Genomic DNA, 16543 nt, shown 5'->3' on the forward strand with positions numbered 1-16543 from the left:
AGATTCGGGGTCGATTCGACCAGCCAGGCATCGTCTAATGAAAATCACGATGGATCGTGTCGCACGTGGCGCCGCGCATACTGTTGTCGCGGCCTGTCCATGTGGAGGCGGGAGCACGATATTCGCGGCTCCGAAACTGAAGATACTGCCGGCAGCCACCGAAGCCGACGAATTCGATCACGGCCGGGTGCGGCTTCATGGCGCGAGGTGCGTCATTGTCGAGTGTCACGACGCTGCCGGGGTAGAGGTGCGAATGGGTTGTGCGCAGCAGTACGGTGGTGTGCATCGAAGGCGCTCCGAGCGTTGTAGTGCGACGGTGGCGTGTCATTGCTGACGGCATTCACGAGAACGAGCGGCAAATTCAGGTTTTCAATTATTTGAATTACGCCCGATTGACTTCACAGAATCATCATTCGTAGAATCGCCGATCAATAACAACATTACTCTGAGAGAGGCGCCATGAATGCGCACCGCGTGGTCGAAGTCATTGCGGAAGGGCCGGCTCGGCAGGAGCCGCTTCTCAAGTTCAATACCCGGCTTGGCAGTCATGCTCGGATTCCCCGCCGGAGGGCCGGGCAGTCTCGCATCGGTCGCGACGACGTGCCAACACATCGAGCAGGCTGTGTGAGCGCGCATCGCGTATCTCGACCTGACGCGGTCGGCCTCGTTTCCGATCGCCGCATGTGAGCGCCCCGTTCTGCAGGCGCCAGGCAACTCGCTCGACATGAGCGAAGGCAATCGACCGCAAAAACTACACGCATCCGCTGACCCGATTGAATTCGGTTGGCTGTCCCGCTTGCCTGGAAGGCTGGCGCCGCACGCATTGCTGACGAACTCATTAACCCGGACTCCCCATGACCTCACAATCCCGACAATTCTCGTTACCCGGTGCCGCCGCGCTCATCGCGGCGGTCATTACCACTGCGCAGTTTCTGCTCGGCCTCTACGTGTGGTCGACGAAGTCATCGCCGTCCGTGACCATGCTGGCCGTGCAACTGTCCAGTTTCTTCGGGGGCCTGGTATTTCGAACCGGCCTGGTTTTCCTGATCGTCCGATGGCACGGAGAGAAGCGGGATCAGCTTGCATTCCGCCGCCCGGCGTTGCCGCTGACCGCCTATGCGTTATGCCTGCTGGTCTGGCAGGCCGCACAGATACTGATATTCCAGGCGCTGGTGGCAATGCTGAGCAGCGGTGCCCTCAGCCTCGCGCACATCGGGACGATCATTGCGCCGCTGAATGCCGTCCTCTATGCGCTCGTGGCCTGGCTTGCGTGGTGGCTCGTCACCCACCTGTTCCGCCACGATGCGTTGCCCGGAGCGCCGCGCGGTAATGCACGACGACGCATTGCGGGTCTCGCGGCTTGGCTGTTTGTCAGCGCATTGCAGCTCTTCATGCCGCAAGCCGTGATGATGTTGCTCGACTACTATGACGACGGACTCAAGCTCGTGATGTTGAACTACGTCGGAGGCGTTGTCCTTTGCGCCGCGGTCGTCTTCGCGGGGGCGATGTTCGGCCTGCCGCGCGATCTCGGTCGACTGCACGTCCGGCGCATGGTGGGGGCGTCGCTTGCGTCGGTGGTATCTGTTTTGCTGCTGGCTTATGGGGTACTGCGCGTGCTGGGCAACGTGCTCGGGACAGTCAGTTTGATGTCCGGAATGATGCCGATTGTCGTTCTCGCCGGAATCGGCGTGGCCTACTGGGTATGGTTCCGTGTGTTCTATGCCGGTGCGCGACGAGAGATTGCCGAAGCGTCTTAACACATGCCTTCGTCATGAAAGCCACAAGCGGATACGGCGTGATCCGCATGCACGACAATACGACCCGTGCCGGCCGCGAACCGGCAAGCCTGAATCGACATGACGTAAAGAACGAATCATGCGGATGACAATCTTGATACGCACGTGCATCGCGATGCTTGCGATCGGTGCTGGCCTGGGCGCGAACGGCGCGCACGCAAAAAACGCGGTGGACTGCGCAAAGCTCAACGCGGCAACGAGCGGCCCGGAAGACAACTTCCGGCCGCCGGCTTCCGGCACGGTCATCGGTGCGGGGCGCGCGTACTTCTACTCGGCGCCCGATGTGCAATGCATGACGAAGCGAACCTTCATCATTCCCGGCGATTCGGTGACCGTCTACAAGTCGCACGGGCGCTGGTACAACATCATGTACATGAACGGCAAGACCGGCGAGGACTTCGAAGGCTGGATCGAGCAGGGCCGCGTACACCTCGACGGTCAATACGGTGCGCAGTAGCCGTCGGTGCGTATGCGTCGACGGCAACGCCCGCTACACCGACGCCCACGCAACATCCTCCTTCGGATGCTCCACCCGCTGCGGCCGCTGATACAGATAACCTGCGCATACTGAATCCCGACCGCATGCAGTGCGCGATGCTGCACGTCGGTCTCCACGCCCTCCGCGATGAGCTTCAGGTCGTAGTGATGCGCAACGGACGCGATCCCTTCGATCAATCCCGCACTGTCCCGACGGACGAGATCATTTCCGTTCATCGGCAATCGGGCCGCGTGTATCGGATAATGCGTCGGCCTGGGGAGCCGTCGCGGATTTTATGCCGTGTCGATGGCCGAAGGCGATCGACGACGCGACACGCCGCCATGAATACACCGATCCACTCGCCCGTGCGGCAACGGAGGCCCGCTCGCTCGATACGCTTGCGCCTCGGGCCCGTATGCGTGCGCGTGACTGCCGGTGCGGCATGTGCGGGTCGTCCCGTTCAACCAAACTGGGCGGTCAGCCATCGTTCGGCCCATTTTGTTGCGTATGCAACCGCGTCGTCACGCGCATCGAAACCGGCCAGATCGCCGCTGGTGTGTACTTCCTGCTCATCTCCATCCAGAAGGGTCGTGGTGATCCTCACATGCGCGATGTACTCTCCATCTGCCCTGCGAGGGGTTGGATCGATTCGGAACCGTGTCAAATTGAATAGCATGGGTTCCTCCCAGTCGGGTTACCGCGAGTCAGGCTGTCGCGGGAGCAGCGCAAGAAAGCGTCAGACATCAAGCAGTGCGATGATCTGGCACACGTCCTGACCGGAATCACGACCTGCCGTCCCGGTTCGCAGCGTGGCGCGCGACCGGACACGAACGTCGGGAAATCATCCGTATCGACCTCGCAGCGAGGGTCACGGATAGGCTGGCGAATGACATGTCGCCTGGGGGAAGGGGAATCCGTTGCTTCGGCAACCCTTCGGAGCAATGCTCAGGCGGCGGGACAAGAGGGGCGCGTCGACGCCATTCAGTGGCGCCCGGACGCTGGGTCACGGTGAGGGGCCAGACCGCATTCAGAGGGTATGCCGAGCGATGCGCCGGAATCAGTCACCGGTCATCCGACCGTTTGATCGTACGCCGTTCCATACGTTTGTATAGCGAATTTTCGAGGAACGCCCGCAGCCGAAGCAGGCATTCGGGTTGCCGCGAAGGTGTGCGCGACGGCGGCAGCGCGTATAGTGGGGCTAGCCTTGTCGCCGGTTCCATGGAACAGTCCTCGCATTCAGGGGTGACATTGTCCGGGCGTCGGGCCGTGCAGGGGCGTCGATGTTCCAGGTTGGCATTGTGAATGTGTCGTCGACTTTGAAGCAGGCAGTGCCCTGGCTTGCACGAACCGGATCCGGACGAAACGGCGCCCCCATGAAAATCGATCGCAGCTCCATTCCCTGCTACCTCGTCCTTCGTGACGGCTGGCCCCCCTATGTATTGAATGCGGACCGCCTGGTGCTCCGCCGCGAAGCGAGCCCGTTGTTGCGCGCGTTTGCGCGAGCGCGCGGACGGTTCGCGCATGTCGACGACGTCGCGTGGAACGTATTCTCCGCCGCCGAGGGGCTGTCGGTGGTCGAGCGTCGGGAGACCGGGTTCTTTGCGCTGATCAATGGAACCGAGACCGAGCATCAGTTGCATTTGCTGGCCACCCTCTGATGTCGCCGCCGGCGTGGCCATGGTCGACGAGCGCTGCTCCGGTCTGGTCGACGATCAATGGGGGCCGGACGACGGCCGCGTGGTCGGCCCTTCGGTTGAAAGCGCTTGACACGCTCTGTGATGACACGTACTGTCAGCCGGTGAAGTATTCAAGAAGCGCGATTGCTGCTCATCATTGACCGTAGCCTGCGGTATTCCTTCTCCTCCTTGATTCTTTGCCCGCGTCCGCTTGGGGCGCATACGCTCGTCCATTTTCAGGAGATCTAACATGGATACCGGTACCGTCAAGTGGTTCAACGACAGCAAGGGCTTCGGCTTCATCACGCCCGACAAGGGCGGCGACGATCTGTTCGCGCACTTCTCCGAGATTCGCGGCGACGGCTTCAAGACCCTCGCCGAAGGCCAGAAAGTCAGCTACGAGACAAAGAGCGGCCCCAAAGGCTTGCAGGCGTCGAACATTACCCCTCTGTAATCGACCTGATTCGTTCGCCTCGTTCACGGAGCGGCGGGTCACCGCCGCTTCTTGCGCTACGCGCTGTCGTCGCGGGCGCCGCGTGTCTCGATGCCGGCCCGGCAAGGCCAGCCGTTTCGCATCGGGAAGTCGAACCCGCGTGCAGGCCTGTGCGCCAACCGCCTTCGTAGCGCGTGCATGATCGGACGAGCAGCGCTCGTCCGATCATGCACGCAGCGCAGCAGGAGAACCCGCATGACCCGAAATCAGTCTCGCAGCAACAAGGCGCCGCCGCGCGTCAAGCCGGTCATGGTGCTGCCCAAGCTCGGCACGGCATTGAACTGGGTGCCGCCCAAGCCGGCCGTGGCCGCGAAATCGCGTCCGAAAAAGCGCACGCCGGCGCCGCAGTAGCGACCGGAATCGTCCCGCATGACGAGGGGCAGCCTCCGGCTGCTTCGCCAGGAATGCGATTCGTGCGACGCTGGCCGGATCGTGGCCGTATTCGTCCGGACAAGGCGATACCCTCCGCCCGATACCTCGCCATCCAGCATCGTGCGCCTGCCGGCACCCCCGTCCGCTGTTGTGCGCAATCCGGAATAAGTTGGACGCCCGACAAACGATGCGCGTATGATGGGTTTATCCGATCGAACCTGGTGCTCCGGTCGCTCGCCCCTCCATCTACCCGCTTGCTGCATCGCCCCGCCTCCGCGCTGCAACGTTGTCCCTTTCACCCCACTGGCCCGCCTCGTAATGGGGTATTGGCCAGTTGCGTTCGCTCGTGCGTTTCGTCGCGGCCGAATGCCAGGAGCTTGTCATGAGCATGCATGTCTACCGTGGATTCGAGATCTATCCATTGATTTACCCCCACGTGCCGGCGCTGGACGGCTGCCCGCACAACTACGATGCCGGTTTCGATGCGGCAGTCAAGATTTGCCTTCGCAGCGATACGCTGACGCGCAGCCAGACTTTCAGATTGCGCGACAACGCCCCGTTCGGCAGCGCTGGCGATGCACGTCGTGCGTCGGTGCGCTATGCGGAAAACATCATCGACGACAATCGCGACAAACAAGGCTTCTTTTCCGGCACGCCTTGAGATGAGTCATCCAGGTAACGCGATGAATTGGCAATTCGGAGGACGAAATGATCATCGACGAACTGCTCGGCTTGATCAGCCGGCGTGAGGTTATCCGGGCCGACGCCACCCTGCCTGCGGGAATGGCCGATTCAGCGCAGTGCCATCAGCAGGAGCTGCAAATGTTCGCGGCGGTACGCGCGCTGTCGATCGGGGCTGGATATTCGGAGTTCGAGTCCGACGAGATAGCAAGTGCCGTCATGACACGACTCGGCTAGTTTTCCGTTCTACCATTCCAAAACAGGATCACCATGACAACCATTACGCTAAAGGTCAACGAACCGATCGATGTCGCGCTGCGGCGATTCCGGCGCAACATCGAGAAAACCGGGCTGATTCGGGAGCTGCGCAGTCGCACCGGCTACGAGAAGCCCACGACGGAACGCAAACGGAAAAAGGCGAGCGCCGTTGCCAGGCAGCGCTTGCGGGCAAAACGCATGTTGCCGCCTCGCAAAATGTACTAGGAGAGCATCGTGTTCAACATGCCGGCCGAGGCGCCCCCGTTTTTCCCGCTGACGAAATGCGAAGTCGATTTCGATCAGCAGAAGGACATGGTGACGCTGCTACCGAGCTTCTATGCGTTCGGATGCGAGTACACCAGCCGCGGCTTTCTGATCGGACGCGACGATGCGTTCAAATTGATTGCCGCGCTAGAGAAGGCGCTCAGCATCCAGGGATGAGCTGACGACGACACACGCGCGAGCATTGACAACCAAAAGATGAGCTATGCGCGTCGCGACGAAGTACGTGGATCTACTCTATTTCCTTGTTGTCCTGCAACTCGTCACGCAAAGGCAGACTCGCGAGTGGCTGTCGCCGTTCCAACTCGTCGAATCGCTGCAAGCCTGGCTGGTTATCCACCGTGCGAAATGCGAGTGGCGCGATCGCGTCTGGATAGGACATGCGTCTCTTCAGATAGCGAAGTTGGCCCGCCCGGTCGACAACGCTGCATCGGCAGAGACGGGCGCTCCACGGGATGCCCTGGCAGACCGGTCGAGTTTGCGGATGAAGTGCATCCGCTACCTTCGGGAGCATGTCTGATCGTGGTCGCGCTCCCACGGGCGGCACGCAGGTTCCGGTCGCCAATCAGCGCGGGCCGCTCGTCCTTGTGCAGCCCGGCCGTGCCGTTGCTCCTCCCGAGGCACTTGTCCGCAAGGATCGGCGGCACGCCCGTCACGACGATCACCGCGAGCCCGAGCGCGACGCCGGCCAGGCCGTGCTTCGCGATCACGTAGAGATCGGATCCCGTTGCCGTGCGCGAAGCCGATCCGGAGCAGCGCCCCGCGCCGGCGAACGGCGGCGCCTTGAACACCGCGACGTCGGCCGCACCGGGATCGTGTGTGCACGCGCCGAGCACGCGGTGGTCATGCAGGATCGAGCATGCGGCGACGCCGCTACACCGACACCTACGCAAACTCCTCCTTCAAATGCTCCACCCGCTGCGGCCGCTGATACAGATAGCCCTGCGCATACTGAATCCCGACCGCATGCAGCGCGCGATGCTGCACCTCGGTCTCCACACCTTCCGCGATGATCTTCAGGTCGTAGTGGTGCGCCACGGACGCGATCCCTTCGATCAACCCCGAGCTGCCGCCGTTCAGTTGCGAGACGAACTGGCGGTCGATCTTCACGTAGTCGAACGGAAAGCGCGACAGCATGTCGAGATTGCTGTGATGCGTGCCGAAATCGTCGATCGCGAACTTCGCGCCTTTCGCTCTCAGCGCATGGAAGATCGCGGTGGTCCGCGCGTTCTTTTCAAGCAGGATGCGCTCGGTGACTTCGAGCACCAACGTACAGCCGGGCGGCAGCGCGCGGATCGCATCCTCGACGACGGACACGAATCGCGTGCGCTCGAGATCCTTCGGCGCGATGTTGATGGCGATGCGCAGCGGCACGGCGGGCGTCAGCGCGGACAGTTCCGACACGGCTGTCCTTAGCACGAATTCCGTCACTTTCGGCAGCACCGCACTGGATTCGACCTGCGGGATGAATACGGCCGGGCTGATGGCCCCCCACTTGGGATGCTGCCAGCGCAGCAGCGCCTCGACGCCGATGGTCCTGCGCGTCTCGACCTCGACGATCGACTGGTACACGACATGGAGCTCGTCGCGCCTCAGCGCGTTGCGAACGGCCTTCAGCAACAGCCGGCGCGGTGCCATTGCCAGCAGATAGGCGGCCATCACGAGGCCGTCCGCCAGCAGCACGATCGTGATGCCGATCAGCCGATAGTGGTGCCGCACCTGGGACGCATAGTGCGCGGAAGCGGCAACCCGCACCGTGAACGGCCAGCGCGGCGACACGATCGTGCTTCCGCCTGCAGGCTCCGTGGCCGACTCCGGCGAAAACTTTCCGTGCTGATCGAGATGGCCCGAACCCGCGATCGACAGCGTCGCGGTTTCCGTCCCGTAGCGGGCGCCGTGCGCGAGCGCGTCGGCCACGTAGTCGCCTTCGATCAGGTAGAGCACGCCCGCGCCCGGCGCAGTGGCGTAAAACACGGGCAGCACCGGGATGCCCTGCTGGAACGGCGTCTGGCGCAGCAGCGTGACGAGCGTCGAGCCCGTTTCCGGCTCGTGTGTGTATGCGCCGAGCGGCAAGTCGATCGCCCCCAGCGCCGACGAGCACATGACGCGGCCGTCGTGCACCAGCGCGACGGCGCGCAGGTAGCGCAGGCGCGTACCGATCTCTGCGAGCGTCCGGAATACCGTCGCGCATGGCCGCCCGACGAGCGCGGTCAGCTCGTCCACATGTCGCAGGCGCGCACCGTCCAGGATGCGATCCACCGATGCCACGATGTCGTTCGCGATGACGCGTTCATGCTGGGTGACGGTATCGCGCGCGTAGCGGTCGGCCAGCGCGATCGCGAAGGCCGGCACGAGCACGCAAACGATTACGGCGACAAAAAAGGCGACCCGCGGCCACGCACCGCTGTGCTGGAAAACTGGCTTCGAGCCTGGCGTGAACGCCGACATTCCCGCGGTCGCCTTTGGTGTTGTGTGTATGGAAACGCAAGTCGAACCGGCCGGTACACCAACGATGCGCGTGCGTCATGCCGGGTTTCGGGCTATGTGCTGCGCGCGCCGGTATCGCGATGCGATCGATTCTACGGTCGCGACGGGCATCTGCGGCAGCCTCGTCGCAATCGGCCGTTCATTCCGGAGGCTTGCCTCTATAAACATGTGCATTCAGCGCATCTATATTGACGTAGCACACCGAAAAAACCCCCGGCCGCATGGTCTTGCGGCCGGGACAAAAAACACCGTCTCTTGGCACGAGGATGGTGCGCGGCAAGTATAAGATGTGATGAGAGATTGTGAAATATTGTTATTCAACAATTGGTGTAGTTTTGTCATTGTGTCTCGACAGGAAGCATTCTTTCGGGATGCTGTCTATGCCGGCCTGCCGGCGGCCTGCGAGCGGTCGCCGCGCGATACGGTCGCGCGTCTCGCCGGAGCTTCGGGATGGAAGAAAATACCGTGCCTGTGGTCATCGTGACCGATGGTGCAGCCGCAGCCGATGGCGGCTCGCTGTGGATCCGGATTGCCGTGAACGGGCAGGCCCGCAACTACCTGCTCGATCGCGCGCTCACGTCGCGCGGTACGCCGCGCTACAACACCATCAGCGGCGAACACGGGCCGCTTTCGAAAGGTGACCGAAAGGAATTGCTCGCACTGCTGCGCAGCATTGCCGACCCTGCGATGTGGGCCGGCATCGCAGGCGCGTTCGTGCAGGTGCTGCAGGCGTCCGATGATGAATGAGCGATGCGGTGCCGGTGTGTCGCGCGGGCCGTGATTCAGAAATCGTTACGCATCTTGCGCAGCAGGCTGCCGGCCGACTGGTGCGTGTCTACCGCGGTGAGGACGTCGGTCAGGAACCACGGCAGGTTCAGTTGCGTATTGGAATCGCCGACACATACGCGGATCGGCGGCGCCTTCGACGGCGAGCGGGCGTCGGGCGTGGCGTCACGGGACGGGACGCAGTTTTTCGCGTGGGCTTGAACGGGAACCGGCTCGGCGCTGCCGGATGCTGCACCGGCGGCGGCCGGCAAGCTGACGGCGGCAAGCAGGGTCAAGACAGCGACAGGGGCAACGCGTTTCATGGGATTCTCCGGCGATGCTCGTTCGACCGCACGGGCGGACGCGAGTTCGTCGGGGCATGCTTGCGAGCCGCGCTCAGCCGCGCGCGACGTGCGCTGCCCGTGCAGGTTGCCGGCTGCGCCATTGCCGAGGCGATTCGCCCGTCCAGCGCCGAAAGGCGCGCGTAAATGCGCTGTGTTCCGAATAGCCGAGCAGCCACGCGACTTCCGCGAGCGTCAGCCGCGGATCGTTCAGGTGGTCGATCGCGAGCCGCCGCCGCGTGTCCTCACGCAGTATCCGGAAGTTGAGCCCGAGTTCGGCAAGGCGCCGATGCAGCGTGCGCGACGATACATGCAGGCCCGCGGCGATCTGTTCGATGCTCGCTTCTTCGCCTTGCGTCAGCAGGCGTGCGACGGCTTCGCGCACCGACTGTTCGAGATCGTCCGTCTGCCGCAGCTCGGCAAGCAGCGCGCTCGCCTGGCGTTCCATCATCTGCAGCAGCGCGTCGTCCGGTTGGCGCAGCGGCTGCGCGAGCAGGTGCAACGGGAATGCGAGGCGGTTCACCGGCTGGCCGAACCGCACCGGGCAGCCGAAATAATCGACGTACGGCCGTTCGTCGCCGGGCGACGGGTGCACGAAGCAGACTTCGACGAGCCCGTGACGCGTGCCGGTGATATTGCGTGCGAACTGGACGATGGCCGTCAGCGCGACTTCGTCGACGAGCGGGCCGAGCGGCTCGGGCGCGTCGTGCCATTCGATCGCGACCGACGTCGCCTCGACCCGCACTTCCATGCGCGCGACGTTCGCGATCAGGTGTTCGTATTGCTGCCAGCGTGCGAGTGCGGCGCCGGCATCGCGGCATGCATGCAGCGCGTAACCGAGCGCGCCGAGATGGGCGGGCGTGATCCGCTGGCCGACGTGCAGGCCGAGCAGCGGATCGTCGAGTGCGCGGACCGCGGATTCGAGCAGGCGCCGCCAGTGCGCGCTCGCATATAGCGTGAGCCCGCGATCGTCCTCGGGCGGCCGCGCCTCGCCGAGCACGTGCGCGGCATCCTCGCCCTGCTCGGACAGGTAGTCGAACAGCAGCCGCACGTAGGTGCTCGAGTAGTAGACGCGCTGTGTCGATAGCGGGGAGGCGGCGGGCATGGCGGAAAGTGTCAAGTAATCGTCGGCAAGTGTCAACGCGGGTCGTCCCGTGCGCGACGATACTGCCGGTCAGTTCTTGATCGAGGCCGCGAACATGCCGACCGAGTTGATGACGTGGCTCCATGCGTTCCTGGGTAACGACGTGGACTGGAAGCAGGTGTTGCTGATCGGCATGACGCCGGTCTTCCTGATCGCGTTCGCGATCGAATACGCGGTGATGACCGGGCGCGGCCGTCGTGAGCCGTTTCGCTGGAGGGAGATCGTCGCGAACCTGTCGCTCGGCGCCGGCTATCAGGTGGCCGAAACCGCGATGGGGCTCCTGTTCACGGGTGCGATCTTCGCGTGGGTCTACCAGCACCGCCTGTTCGACGTGCCGGTGAACGGCTTCACGATCGTGCCGATCTTCGTCGCCGTGGAGTTCTGCTATTACTGGTTTCATCGCACGTCGCATCGCGTGCGCTGGTTCTGGGCCGCGCACGTGCCGCATCACAGCGGTGAAGTGATGAACTTCACGACGGCGATGCGGCAGTCGCTGCTGAACGCGTTCGTCGGCGTGTTCGTGTTCTACCTGCCGCCGGTCTGGCTCGGCATCCCGCCCGCGGTCGTGCTGTTCCTGCTCGCGGTCGATCTCGCGTACCAGTACTTCGTGCATACCGAAGCGATCGGGCGGCTGCCGCGCTGGTTCGAGTACGTGTTCGATACGCCGTCGAATCATCGCGCGCATCACGGCCGCAATCCGCGCTATATCGACAGGAACTACGGCGGCGTGCTGATCATCTTCGATCGCCTGTTCGGCACGTATGTCGAGGAAACGGAGCCGGTCGACTACGGGATCACGCAGCAGATTCGTTCGTACAACTTCCTGGTGTTGAACCTGCATGAATTCGTCGACATGTGGCGCGACGTGCTCGCACCCGGGCCGGTCCTGCAGCGGCTGAAGCACCTGTGGATGCCGCCCGAATGGGAGCGGCCGGGGCATCGGCCGATTCATACGTGGAGCGTCGAGCGCAAGGGCGAGGACGCGGCTGCGGCAGCACCGCGTGCCATGCCTGGCGAGGATGCGTCGGCACAACGGCGCAAGATCGTACAAGCCACGCGCACGCGCTCAGGCTAACCTGCGTGCTTTCCTCGGCGAAAGGCTCGGCGGGCAATGACGAAGAAAGTATTCTGGGACGATCCCTACCGGACCACGCTGGATACCGTCGTCAGCCACGTCGACGGCGAGCGCGTGCAGGTGGACGCGACCCTCTTCTTTGCGTTTTCGGGCGGGCAGGAAAGCGATGCGGGGTCGCTCGGCGGCTATCCGGTCATCCAGGCCGAAAAGCAGGGCCTCGACATCGTCTACACGCTGCCGCACGATCATGCGTTGAGCGTCGGCGATCACGTGACCTGGCGCATCGACTGGACGCGGCGGTACCGGCTGATGCGTCTGCACTTCGCGGCCGAAATGGTGCTGCAGCTGGTCTATCGGCTCAGGCCCGGCATCGAGCGCATCGGTGCGCATATCGGGCAGGACAAGGCGCGCATCGACTTCGCGAGCGACACGAGCGTGGCGCCGCTGTTTCCCGAAATCGAATCGGCCGCGGCCGACCTGTCGAAGCGCGACCTGCGCATCGTGACCGACTTCAGCGATGTCGGCGCGCAACGCAGGTTCTGGACGGTCGACGGCTTCGCGACGATGGCGTGCGGCGGCACGCATCCGGCGTCGACCGGTGAGATCGGCATGCTGACGCTCAAGCGCAGGAATACCGGGAAGGGCAAGGAGCGGATCGAGGTGATGCTGGTCGAACCGGAGATGGCCGGCGGGCAGCGGGGCGAGCGGGTCGCGTAACCCGTCGCCCGCATCACCTCACTGATACCCGTAACACCGCTTCAACCCCGCGTAGTCGTAGAAGTGGCTACCCGATGCGATCTTCGCGCCGTCGCACGCGGCCTGGAAATCCGTTTCGCGCTCGTTGTACAGCATCTTCACGATGAGCCGCGAGCCGTTGCGGTAGACATCCCACTGCATGTTCGCGGCCATCGGCGACACCTGATCACCGCGCCACGGATTGTTCGCGTACGTGTAGGTCTGTGCCTGCGGTGTCGGCACGAACACGTTCTTCAGGTTCATGATCGACGCGAACGGAATCACGATCTCTGCATGCGTGAAGCGCAGCTTCGCGGCGCGGGTCAGGTCGCCGCGCGCGATCGCATCGACTTCGCCGAAGAAGTCGTCCTGCAGCACCTTCGCCATCCGGTACGTGACGGGGTTCGCCTCCTGGATGCCGGGCCCCTTCTGGTAGTAGTCCTCGGCATCCTGCAGATACGCGAGATACTGCGCCTGCTCCGCGCCGATGTACTTCTCCATCGTGACGCCACCGGTTTCCGCCGTCATCGCGGGTGCGACCTGCAGCAGGTTGTACAGCACGTTCACCGCATCGACGGCCGTCGCGATCTTCGTCTTGCCGTCACCCTTCAGCGTGTTGGTGAACTTGCCGTCCGCCGACGTGAACGCATAGGTGCCCGTGTTCGCGAACGTGTAGCCGTCGGTGCCGAGCTTCGCGATGAAGGCCTGCGACACGAGCGCGGACAGCACCGTTTGCGCGACGTCGGCTGCCCTCGGCGCGGCCTTGATCGCGTTGAGCTTCGCAGTCACCGTCGCGTCGTTCGAATAGGCCTGGTACGCCTGGCTCGCCTGGTAGGTCGCGTAGTACGGATCGCCGGCATCGGTCACGAGGTCGGTGGCCGGCTTCAGCGAGTGGAAATACAGCAGGAAGCGTTGGGTGCCGGCCGGCTGCGCGACCGGCGCGTTCGCCGGATAGCCGGACGGCGCGGCCGGCAGCGTGATCGCCGGGGCCAGCGCGGGCTGCGCGGCCACGAGCGACGCGGAGAAATACGTCGAACTGTCGACCGCGCGATCCTGGCCCGAGTTGACGACGACGACCTGCCGGTTGCCAGCCGAGAACAGTGCGGGCAGCCGCTGCGCGAGGCGGGCGGCGAGTTGCTGGTGTTCGCGGATGCCGGTTTGCGTGAGGTTGCCGTACCCCGGCGTCGAGATGCCCGCCACGCCGTAGCCGAGCAGCGCATTGGCCTTCATCATCGCGTACGTGTCGGCCTTGAGCTGAGCGCCGAGCGTGGTCAGCGCACCGTCGGCCTCGGCCTTGACCAGCATCGCGTAGATCGCGCCGTCATACTTGAAGCCCGACAGCCCGCGCGAGCCGTGGCGCGCGACGAGTTCGGTATAGACGGGCGCGTAGCCGGCGGGCGGCGCTTCGTACGTCGCGGCGTCCTGCTGCGGACGGTACGGCGTCTTTGTCTGGTAGTAAGTCGTGGGTGCCGGCGTCGGCTGGGGTTGCGGCTGCGGTGCTGGCGTCGAGCCGCCGTGGTCGGCAGAGGCCGCGGGCGGCGTCGAGTCTTCCCCGCCGCAAGCGGCGAGCAGCAGGCAGGCAATCGCGAGGGCGGTGGCGGTGCGGGTCGGGTGTGTCATCGTGGCGTGCAACGGGCGGGATCGGTCGAGCCCCGAAGTGTTGCAAGCAACTTTGACAGCAGAATGTCAGGATTCGGTCGGGCAATCGTCGGACTGCCGCCGAATCGCGGCGAGCCGGCCACAGCCGGCTCGTGTGCCGGCGTTCAATGCAGGCCGGCCGATGCGATCGAGCGCACGGTGTCGTTGATGTTCACGCAGCGCGACAGGCCGAAATGCTCGGCTTCGCGGCGCTCCGGTTCGCTGCTCGCAATCGCCACCGCGCGCTCGGGCGGCACGCCGAGCGCCTGCAGCGCGACGTCGAAAGGATGCTGGTTTGATCCGGAGTCCTTTTGATTCGAGTCCGTGACGACGACCGAGAAGCGGTCGAGGTTCGCGCGGCCGAACTGGCCTTCGAACATGTCGCTGAGCCGTGCAGCCGGCAGCGTCGTGACGAGACCGAGTCGATATCCTTCTTCCGATGCTCGGTCGAGCCACTGGATGATCGCATCGCGTTGATGGCGCGACTCATGCGAATCCGGTGTTGCTTCGATTTGCGCGAATGCAGCGTCGAGACGGGTGACGATGGCTTCGATAACCACGGTGATTCCTCTTCAGAGACGTGATGATCCGTTCGCCGACGGGAATGCCACACACCTTAGCGTCGATCCGGAAATCGCGACCAATTAATATTTATATCCGACTCATACGATTTGACTAATGAATCGGGCGGTGAGCCAGCGTGGGCGCGGGATGCGTGTTGCACGGGATATTCCGCGCGAATGGCATCTTATCGACGGCCTTCGATGTGATGCACCAGATTCGCGCATGCGGTGAATGCACCGCACATGCGCATATGAAAAAACGGCATATCGAGCGATGCACGCGCGATATGCCGCCTTGCGATACTGCGTGTGAACCGGCGCGATCAGTGCAGCTTGATCGACGGCTGGTTGCGGCTTTGCAGCCAGTGGCTCAGCGACTGGAACAGCGCGCGCTTCACGCCGACCACGCTGAACAGGTGCTTGCGATACAGGAACTTGTACAGGCCGATCGCGGCAAGCCCGTCGACGATCAGCGAGCGCGAACGCACGCTGATATCGGCCTGGTACACGGCGCCCGCATGCCCGAGCGACACGACGGTGCCTGCATCGCGGAACGTGAAGCCGGCCACCGGCTTGCCGGCGACGCGGCGCGCGAACGCGTTGACCAGATACACGGCCTGCTGGTACGCGACCTGCGCGCGCGGCGGCAGGAAGCCGCTCGCGCCGGCCGTCGGGCACGCGGCGCAGTCACCGAACGCATACACGCGCGGGTCGTCCGGCGTCTGCAGCGTATCGGTCACGATCACCTGGTTCGAACGATTGAGCGTGATGTCGCCGATCTCCCGCAGGATCGCGGGGCCCGCCACGCCGGCCGCCCAGATCGTGATGTCGCTCGCGAGCCGTTCACCCGTCGAGGTCGTCACGGCGTCCGCGCCGACTTCCGCCACGCGAGTATCGGTCAGCACGTCGACGCTCAGCGCGCGAAGCTGCGCGTGCATCTTGCCGGACAGCCGTTCGTCGAGCGCCGGCAGGATGCGCGGGCCGCCTTCGATCAGCCGGATGTGCACGTCGCGCGCGGACACCAGCGCCTTGAAGCGGTACGTCGTCAGCTGCTGGATCGCATGCCGCAATGCCGCCGCCAGCTCGACGCCCGTCGCGCCCGCACCGATCACGTTGATGCAGATCGGCGCCGCGCGCCGCGCGGGCTGCTGCTCGGCCAGGTGATTCGCCTTCGTGCAGGCCGCGAGGAACTTCCGGCGGAAATCCTCGGCCTGGTCGAGGTTTTCGAGCGGCAGTGCATGGCGCGCCGCGCCCGGCACGTTGAAGAAGTTCGTCACGCTGCCGACGGCGAGCACGAGGTCGTCATAGCCGAGCTCGCGCTGCGGCAGAATTTCCGTGCCGTCCGCGTCGTGCACGGCCGCGATCGTCGTCGTGCGAGCCGCGCGGTCGACCCGCTGCAGCGCGCCCTGCACGAAGCGGAACCCGTGGCGCTTCGCTTGCGCCGCGTATTCGATCGTGTGGGAGGCCGGGTCGCGATGGCCCGATGCGGCTTCGTGCAGCAGCGGCTTCCAGAAGTGCGTCGGATAGCGGTCGACGAGCACGATTTCGGCATGCCCGCGGCGTCCGACCGTATCGCCGAGACGCGTGGCGAGGTGCAGGCCGCCAGCGCCGCCGCCGACGATCACGATGCGCGGCACGCGCGGTGCGCGATCCGTTGCAAGGGTAGGCGTGATGTTGTCCATGTTGTGGCTCCCGCTGAATGACGATTCGGATGACATTGCTCAAGAACCGACGATATAGTTTCGAACCCACACGAACA

At 64.1% G+C, this 16543-nt stretch carries 21 protein-coding genes and 2 pseudogenes; 12 read left to right on the top strand and 11 right to left on the bottom strand.

Translation table 11 applies throughout. The features are described 5' to 3' along the window. Positions 1-34: 34 nt before the first annotated feature. Positions 35-286 (bottom strand): hypothetical protein, encoded by a 252-nt coding sequence (locus B7G54_RS06240; RefSeq protein ID WP_085038282.1) that lies wholly within the window; start codon positions 284-286, stop codon positions 35-37. Positions 287-369: 83 nt separating this feature from the next. Then, positions 370-549, bottom strand: a complete 180-nt coding sequence (locus tag B7G54_RS38530; protein ID WP_133059144.1) for a hypothetical protein — start codon at positions 547-549, stop codon at positions 370-372. A gap of 305 nt (positions 550-854) precedes the next feature. Here B7G54_RS38530 and B7G54_RS06245 point away from each other — a divergent pair, with 305 nt between their 5' ends. Both B7G54_RS06245 and B7G54_RS06250 read left to right on the top strand, forming a co-directional pair. Beyond that, entirely contained in the window at positions 855-1757 is a 903-nt protein-coding gene (locus B7G54_RS06245) for a hypothetical protein (RefSeq protein WP_085038283.1), read from the top strand. Between the two features lie 124 nt (positions 1758-1881). Next, a complete protein-coding gene (locus B7G54_RS06250; protein ID WP_425266455.1) occupies positions 1882-2253 on the top strand; it encodes a hypothetical protein in 372 nt (123 codons plus the stop codon). Between the two features lie 33 nt (positions 2254-2286). Here B7G54_RS06250 and B7G54_RS06255 read toward each other — a convergent pair. After that, a pseudogene (locus B7G54_RS06255) lies at positions 2287-2480 on the bottom strand (EAL domain-containing protein); the annotation flags it as partial. Between the two features lie 254 nt (positions 2481-2734). Further along, a complete protein-coding gene (locus B7G54_RS06260; RefSeq protein WP_085038285.1) occupies positions 2735-2950 on the bottom strand; it encodes a hypothetical protein in 216 nt (71 codons plus the stop codon). Between the two features lie 697 nt (positions 2951-3647). Between B7G54_RS06260 and B7G54_RS06265 the strand changes: the two genes are divergently transcribed. From B7G54_RS06265 to B7G54_RS06290, 7 genes are all read left to right on the top strand, one after another. Next, positions 3648-3932, top strand: coding sequence for a hypothetical protein (locus B7G54_RS06265; RefSeq protein ID WP_085038286.1), 285 nt, complete (start codon positions 3648-3650; stop codon positions 3930-3932). Positions 3933-4200: 268 nt separating this feature from the next. Further along, entirely contained in the window at positions 4201-4404 is a 204-nt protein-coding gene (locus B7G54_RS06270; RefSeq protein WP_085038287.1) for a cold-shock protein, read from the top strand. 234 nt (positions 4405-4638) lie between these two features. Then, positions 4639-4794, top strand: a complete 156-nt coding sequence (locus tag B7G54_RS38950) for a hypothetical protein (protein ID WP_165765548.1) — start codon at positions 4639-4641, stop codon at positions 4792-4794. A 403-nt stretch (positions 4795-5197) separates the two neighbouring features. Continuing rightward, positions 5198-5476: a hypothetical protein gene (locus tag B7G54_RS06275; protein WP_085038414.1), complete on the top strand. Its 279-nt coding sequence runs from the start codon at positions 5198-5200 to the stop codon at positions 5474-5476. A gap of 47 nt (positions 5477-5523) precedes the next feature. Further along, positions 5524-5733 carry a hypothetical protein gene (locus tag B7G54_RS06280; RefSeq protein WP_085038288.1) on the top strand — a complete coding sequence of 70 codons (210 nt, stop codon included), beginning with the start codon at positions 5524-5526 and terminating at the stop codon, positions 5731-5733. Between the two features lie 33 nt (positions 5734-5766). Further along, on the top strand, positions 5767-5979 hold the full coding sequence (gene rpsU, locus B7G54_RS06285; protein WP_085038289.1) for a 30S ribosomal protein S21: 213 nt from the start codon (positions 5767-5769) through the stop codon (positions 5977-5979). A gap of 9 nt (positions 5980-5988) precedes the next feature. Then, positions 5989-6195 carry a hypothetical protein gene (locus tag B7G54_RS06290; protein WP_085038290.1) on the top strand — a complete coding sequence of 69 codons (207 nt, stop codon included), beginning with the start codon at positions 5989-5991 and terminating at the stop codon, positions 6193-6195. Positions 6196-6593: 398 nt separating this feature from the next. Here the strand turns inward: B7G54_RS06290 and B7G54_RS38010 are convergent. Together B7G54_RS38010 and B7G54_RS06300 are read right to left on the bottom strand one after the other, a co-directional pair. After that, positions 6594-6780 (bottom strand): annotated as a pseudogene (locus tag B7G54_RS38010) (2-keto-3-deoxygluconate permease); the annotation flags it as partial. Positions 6781-6921: 141 nt separating this feature from the next. After that, positions 6922-8484, bottom strand: coding sequence for an EAL domain-containing protein (locus tag B7G54_RS06300; RefSeq protein WP_085038292.1), 1563 nt, complete (start codon positions 8482-8484; stop codon positions 6922-6924). A 489-nt stretch (positions 8485-8973) separates the two neighbouring features. Here B7G54_RS06300 and B7G54_RS06305 point away from each other — a divergent pair, with 489 nt between their 5' ends. Continuing rightward, complete coding sequence (locus B7G54_RS06305) at positions 8974-9270, top strand: hypothetical protein (RefSeq protein WP_085038293.1); 297 nt, start codon at positions 8974-8976, stop codon at positions 9268-9270. A gap of 35 nt (positions 9271-9305) precedes the next feature. Here B7G54_RS06305 and B7G54_RS06310 read toward each other — a convergent pair whose 3' ends face one another. Both B7G54_RS06310 and B7G54_RS06315 read right to left on the bottom strand, forming a co-directional pair. Beyond that, a complete protein-coding gene (locus B7G54_RS06310; protein ID WP_085038294.1) occupies positions 9306-9611 on the bottom strand; it encodes a hypothetical protein in 306 nt (101 codons plus the stop codon). Between the two features lie 73 nt (positions 9612-9684). Then, positions 9685-10734 (bottom strand): AraC family transcriptional regulator, encoded by a 1050-nt coding sequence (locus B7G54_RS06315; protein WP_085038295.1) that lies wholly within the window; start codon positions 10732-10734, stop codon positions 9685-9687. A 94-nt stretch (positions 10735-10828) separates the two neighbouring features. Between B7G54_RS06315 and B7G54_RS06320 the strand changes: the two genes are divergently transcribed. Together B7G54_RS06320 and B7G54_RS06325 are read left to right on the top strand one after the other, a co-directional pair. Beyond that, positions 10829-11848, top strand: coding sequence for a sterol desaturase family protein (locus B7G54_RS06320; RefSeq protein WP_085038415.1), 1020 nt, complete (start codon positions 10829-10831; stop codon positions 11846-11848). Positions 11849-11884: 36 nt separating this feature from the next. Further along, a complete protein-coding gene (locus tag B7G54_RS06325; protein WP_085038296.1) occupies positions 11885-12565 on the top strand; it encodes an alanyl-tRNA editing protein in 681 nt (226 codons plus the stop codon). An 18-nt stretch (positions 12566-12583) separates the two neighbouring features. On the opposite strand, the gene B7G54_RS06330 is transcribed toward B7G54_RS06325, so the two are convergent. From B7G54_RS06330 to B7G54_RS06340, 3 genes are all read right to left on the bottom strand, one after another. After that, positions 12584-14203: a histidine-type phosphatase gene (locus B7G54_RS06330; protein WP_085038297.1), complete on the bottom strand. Its 1620-nt coding sequence runs from the start codon at positions 14201-14203 to the stop codon at positions 12584-12586. A 143-nt stretch (positions 14204-14346) separates the two neighbouring features. After that, the gene (locus B7G54_RS06335; protein WP_085038298.1) at positions 14347-14781 is read right to left on the bottom strand and encodes an HAD family hydrolase; all 435 of its coding nucleotides are present in this window, start codon (positions 14779-14781) and stop codon (positions 14347-14349) included. Between the two features lie 326 nt (positions 14782-15107). Beyond that, the gene (locus tag B7G54_RS06340) at positions 15108-16466 is read right to left on the bottom strand and encodes an NAD(P)/FAD-dependent oxidoreductase (RefSeq protein ID WP_085038299.1); all 1359 of its coding nucleotides are present in this window, start codon (positions 16464-16466) and stop codon (positions 15108-15110) included. Positions 16467-16543: the final 77 nt, after the last annotated feature.

This window comes from Burkholderia puraquae, assembly GCF_002099195.1.
Classification (GTDB): Bacteria; Pseudomonadota; Gammaproteobacteria; order Burkholderiales; family Burkholderiaceae; genus Burkholderia; species Burkholderia puraquae.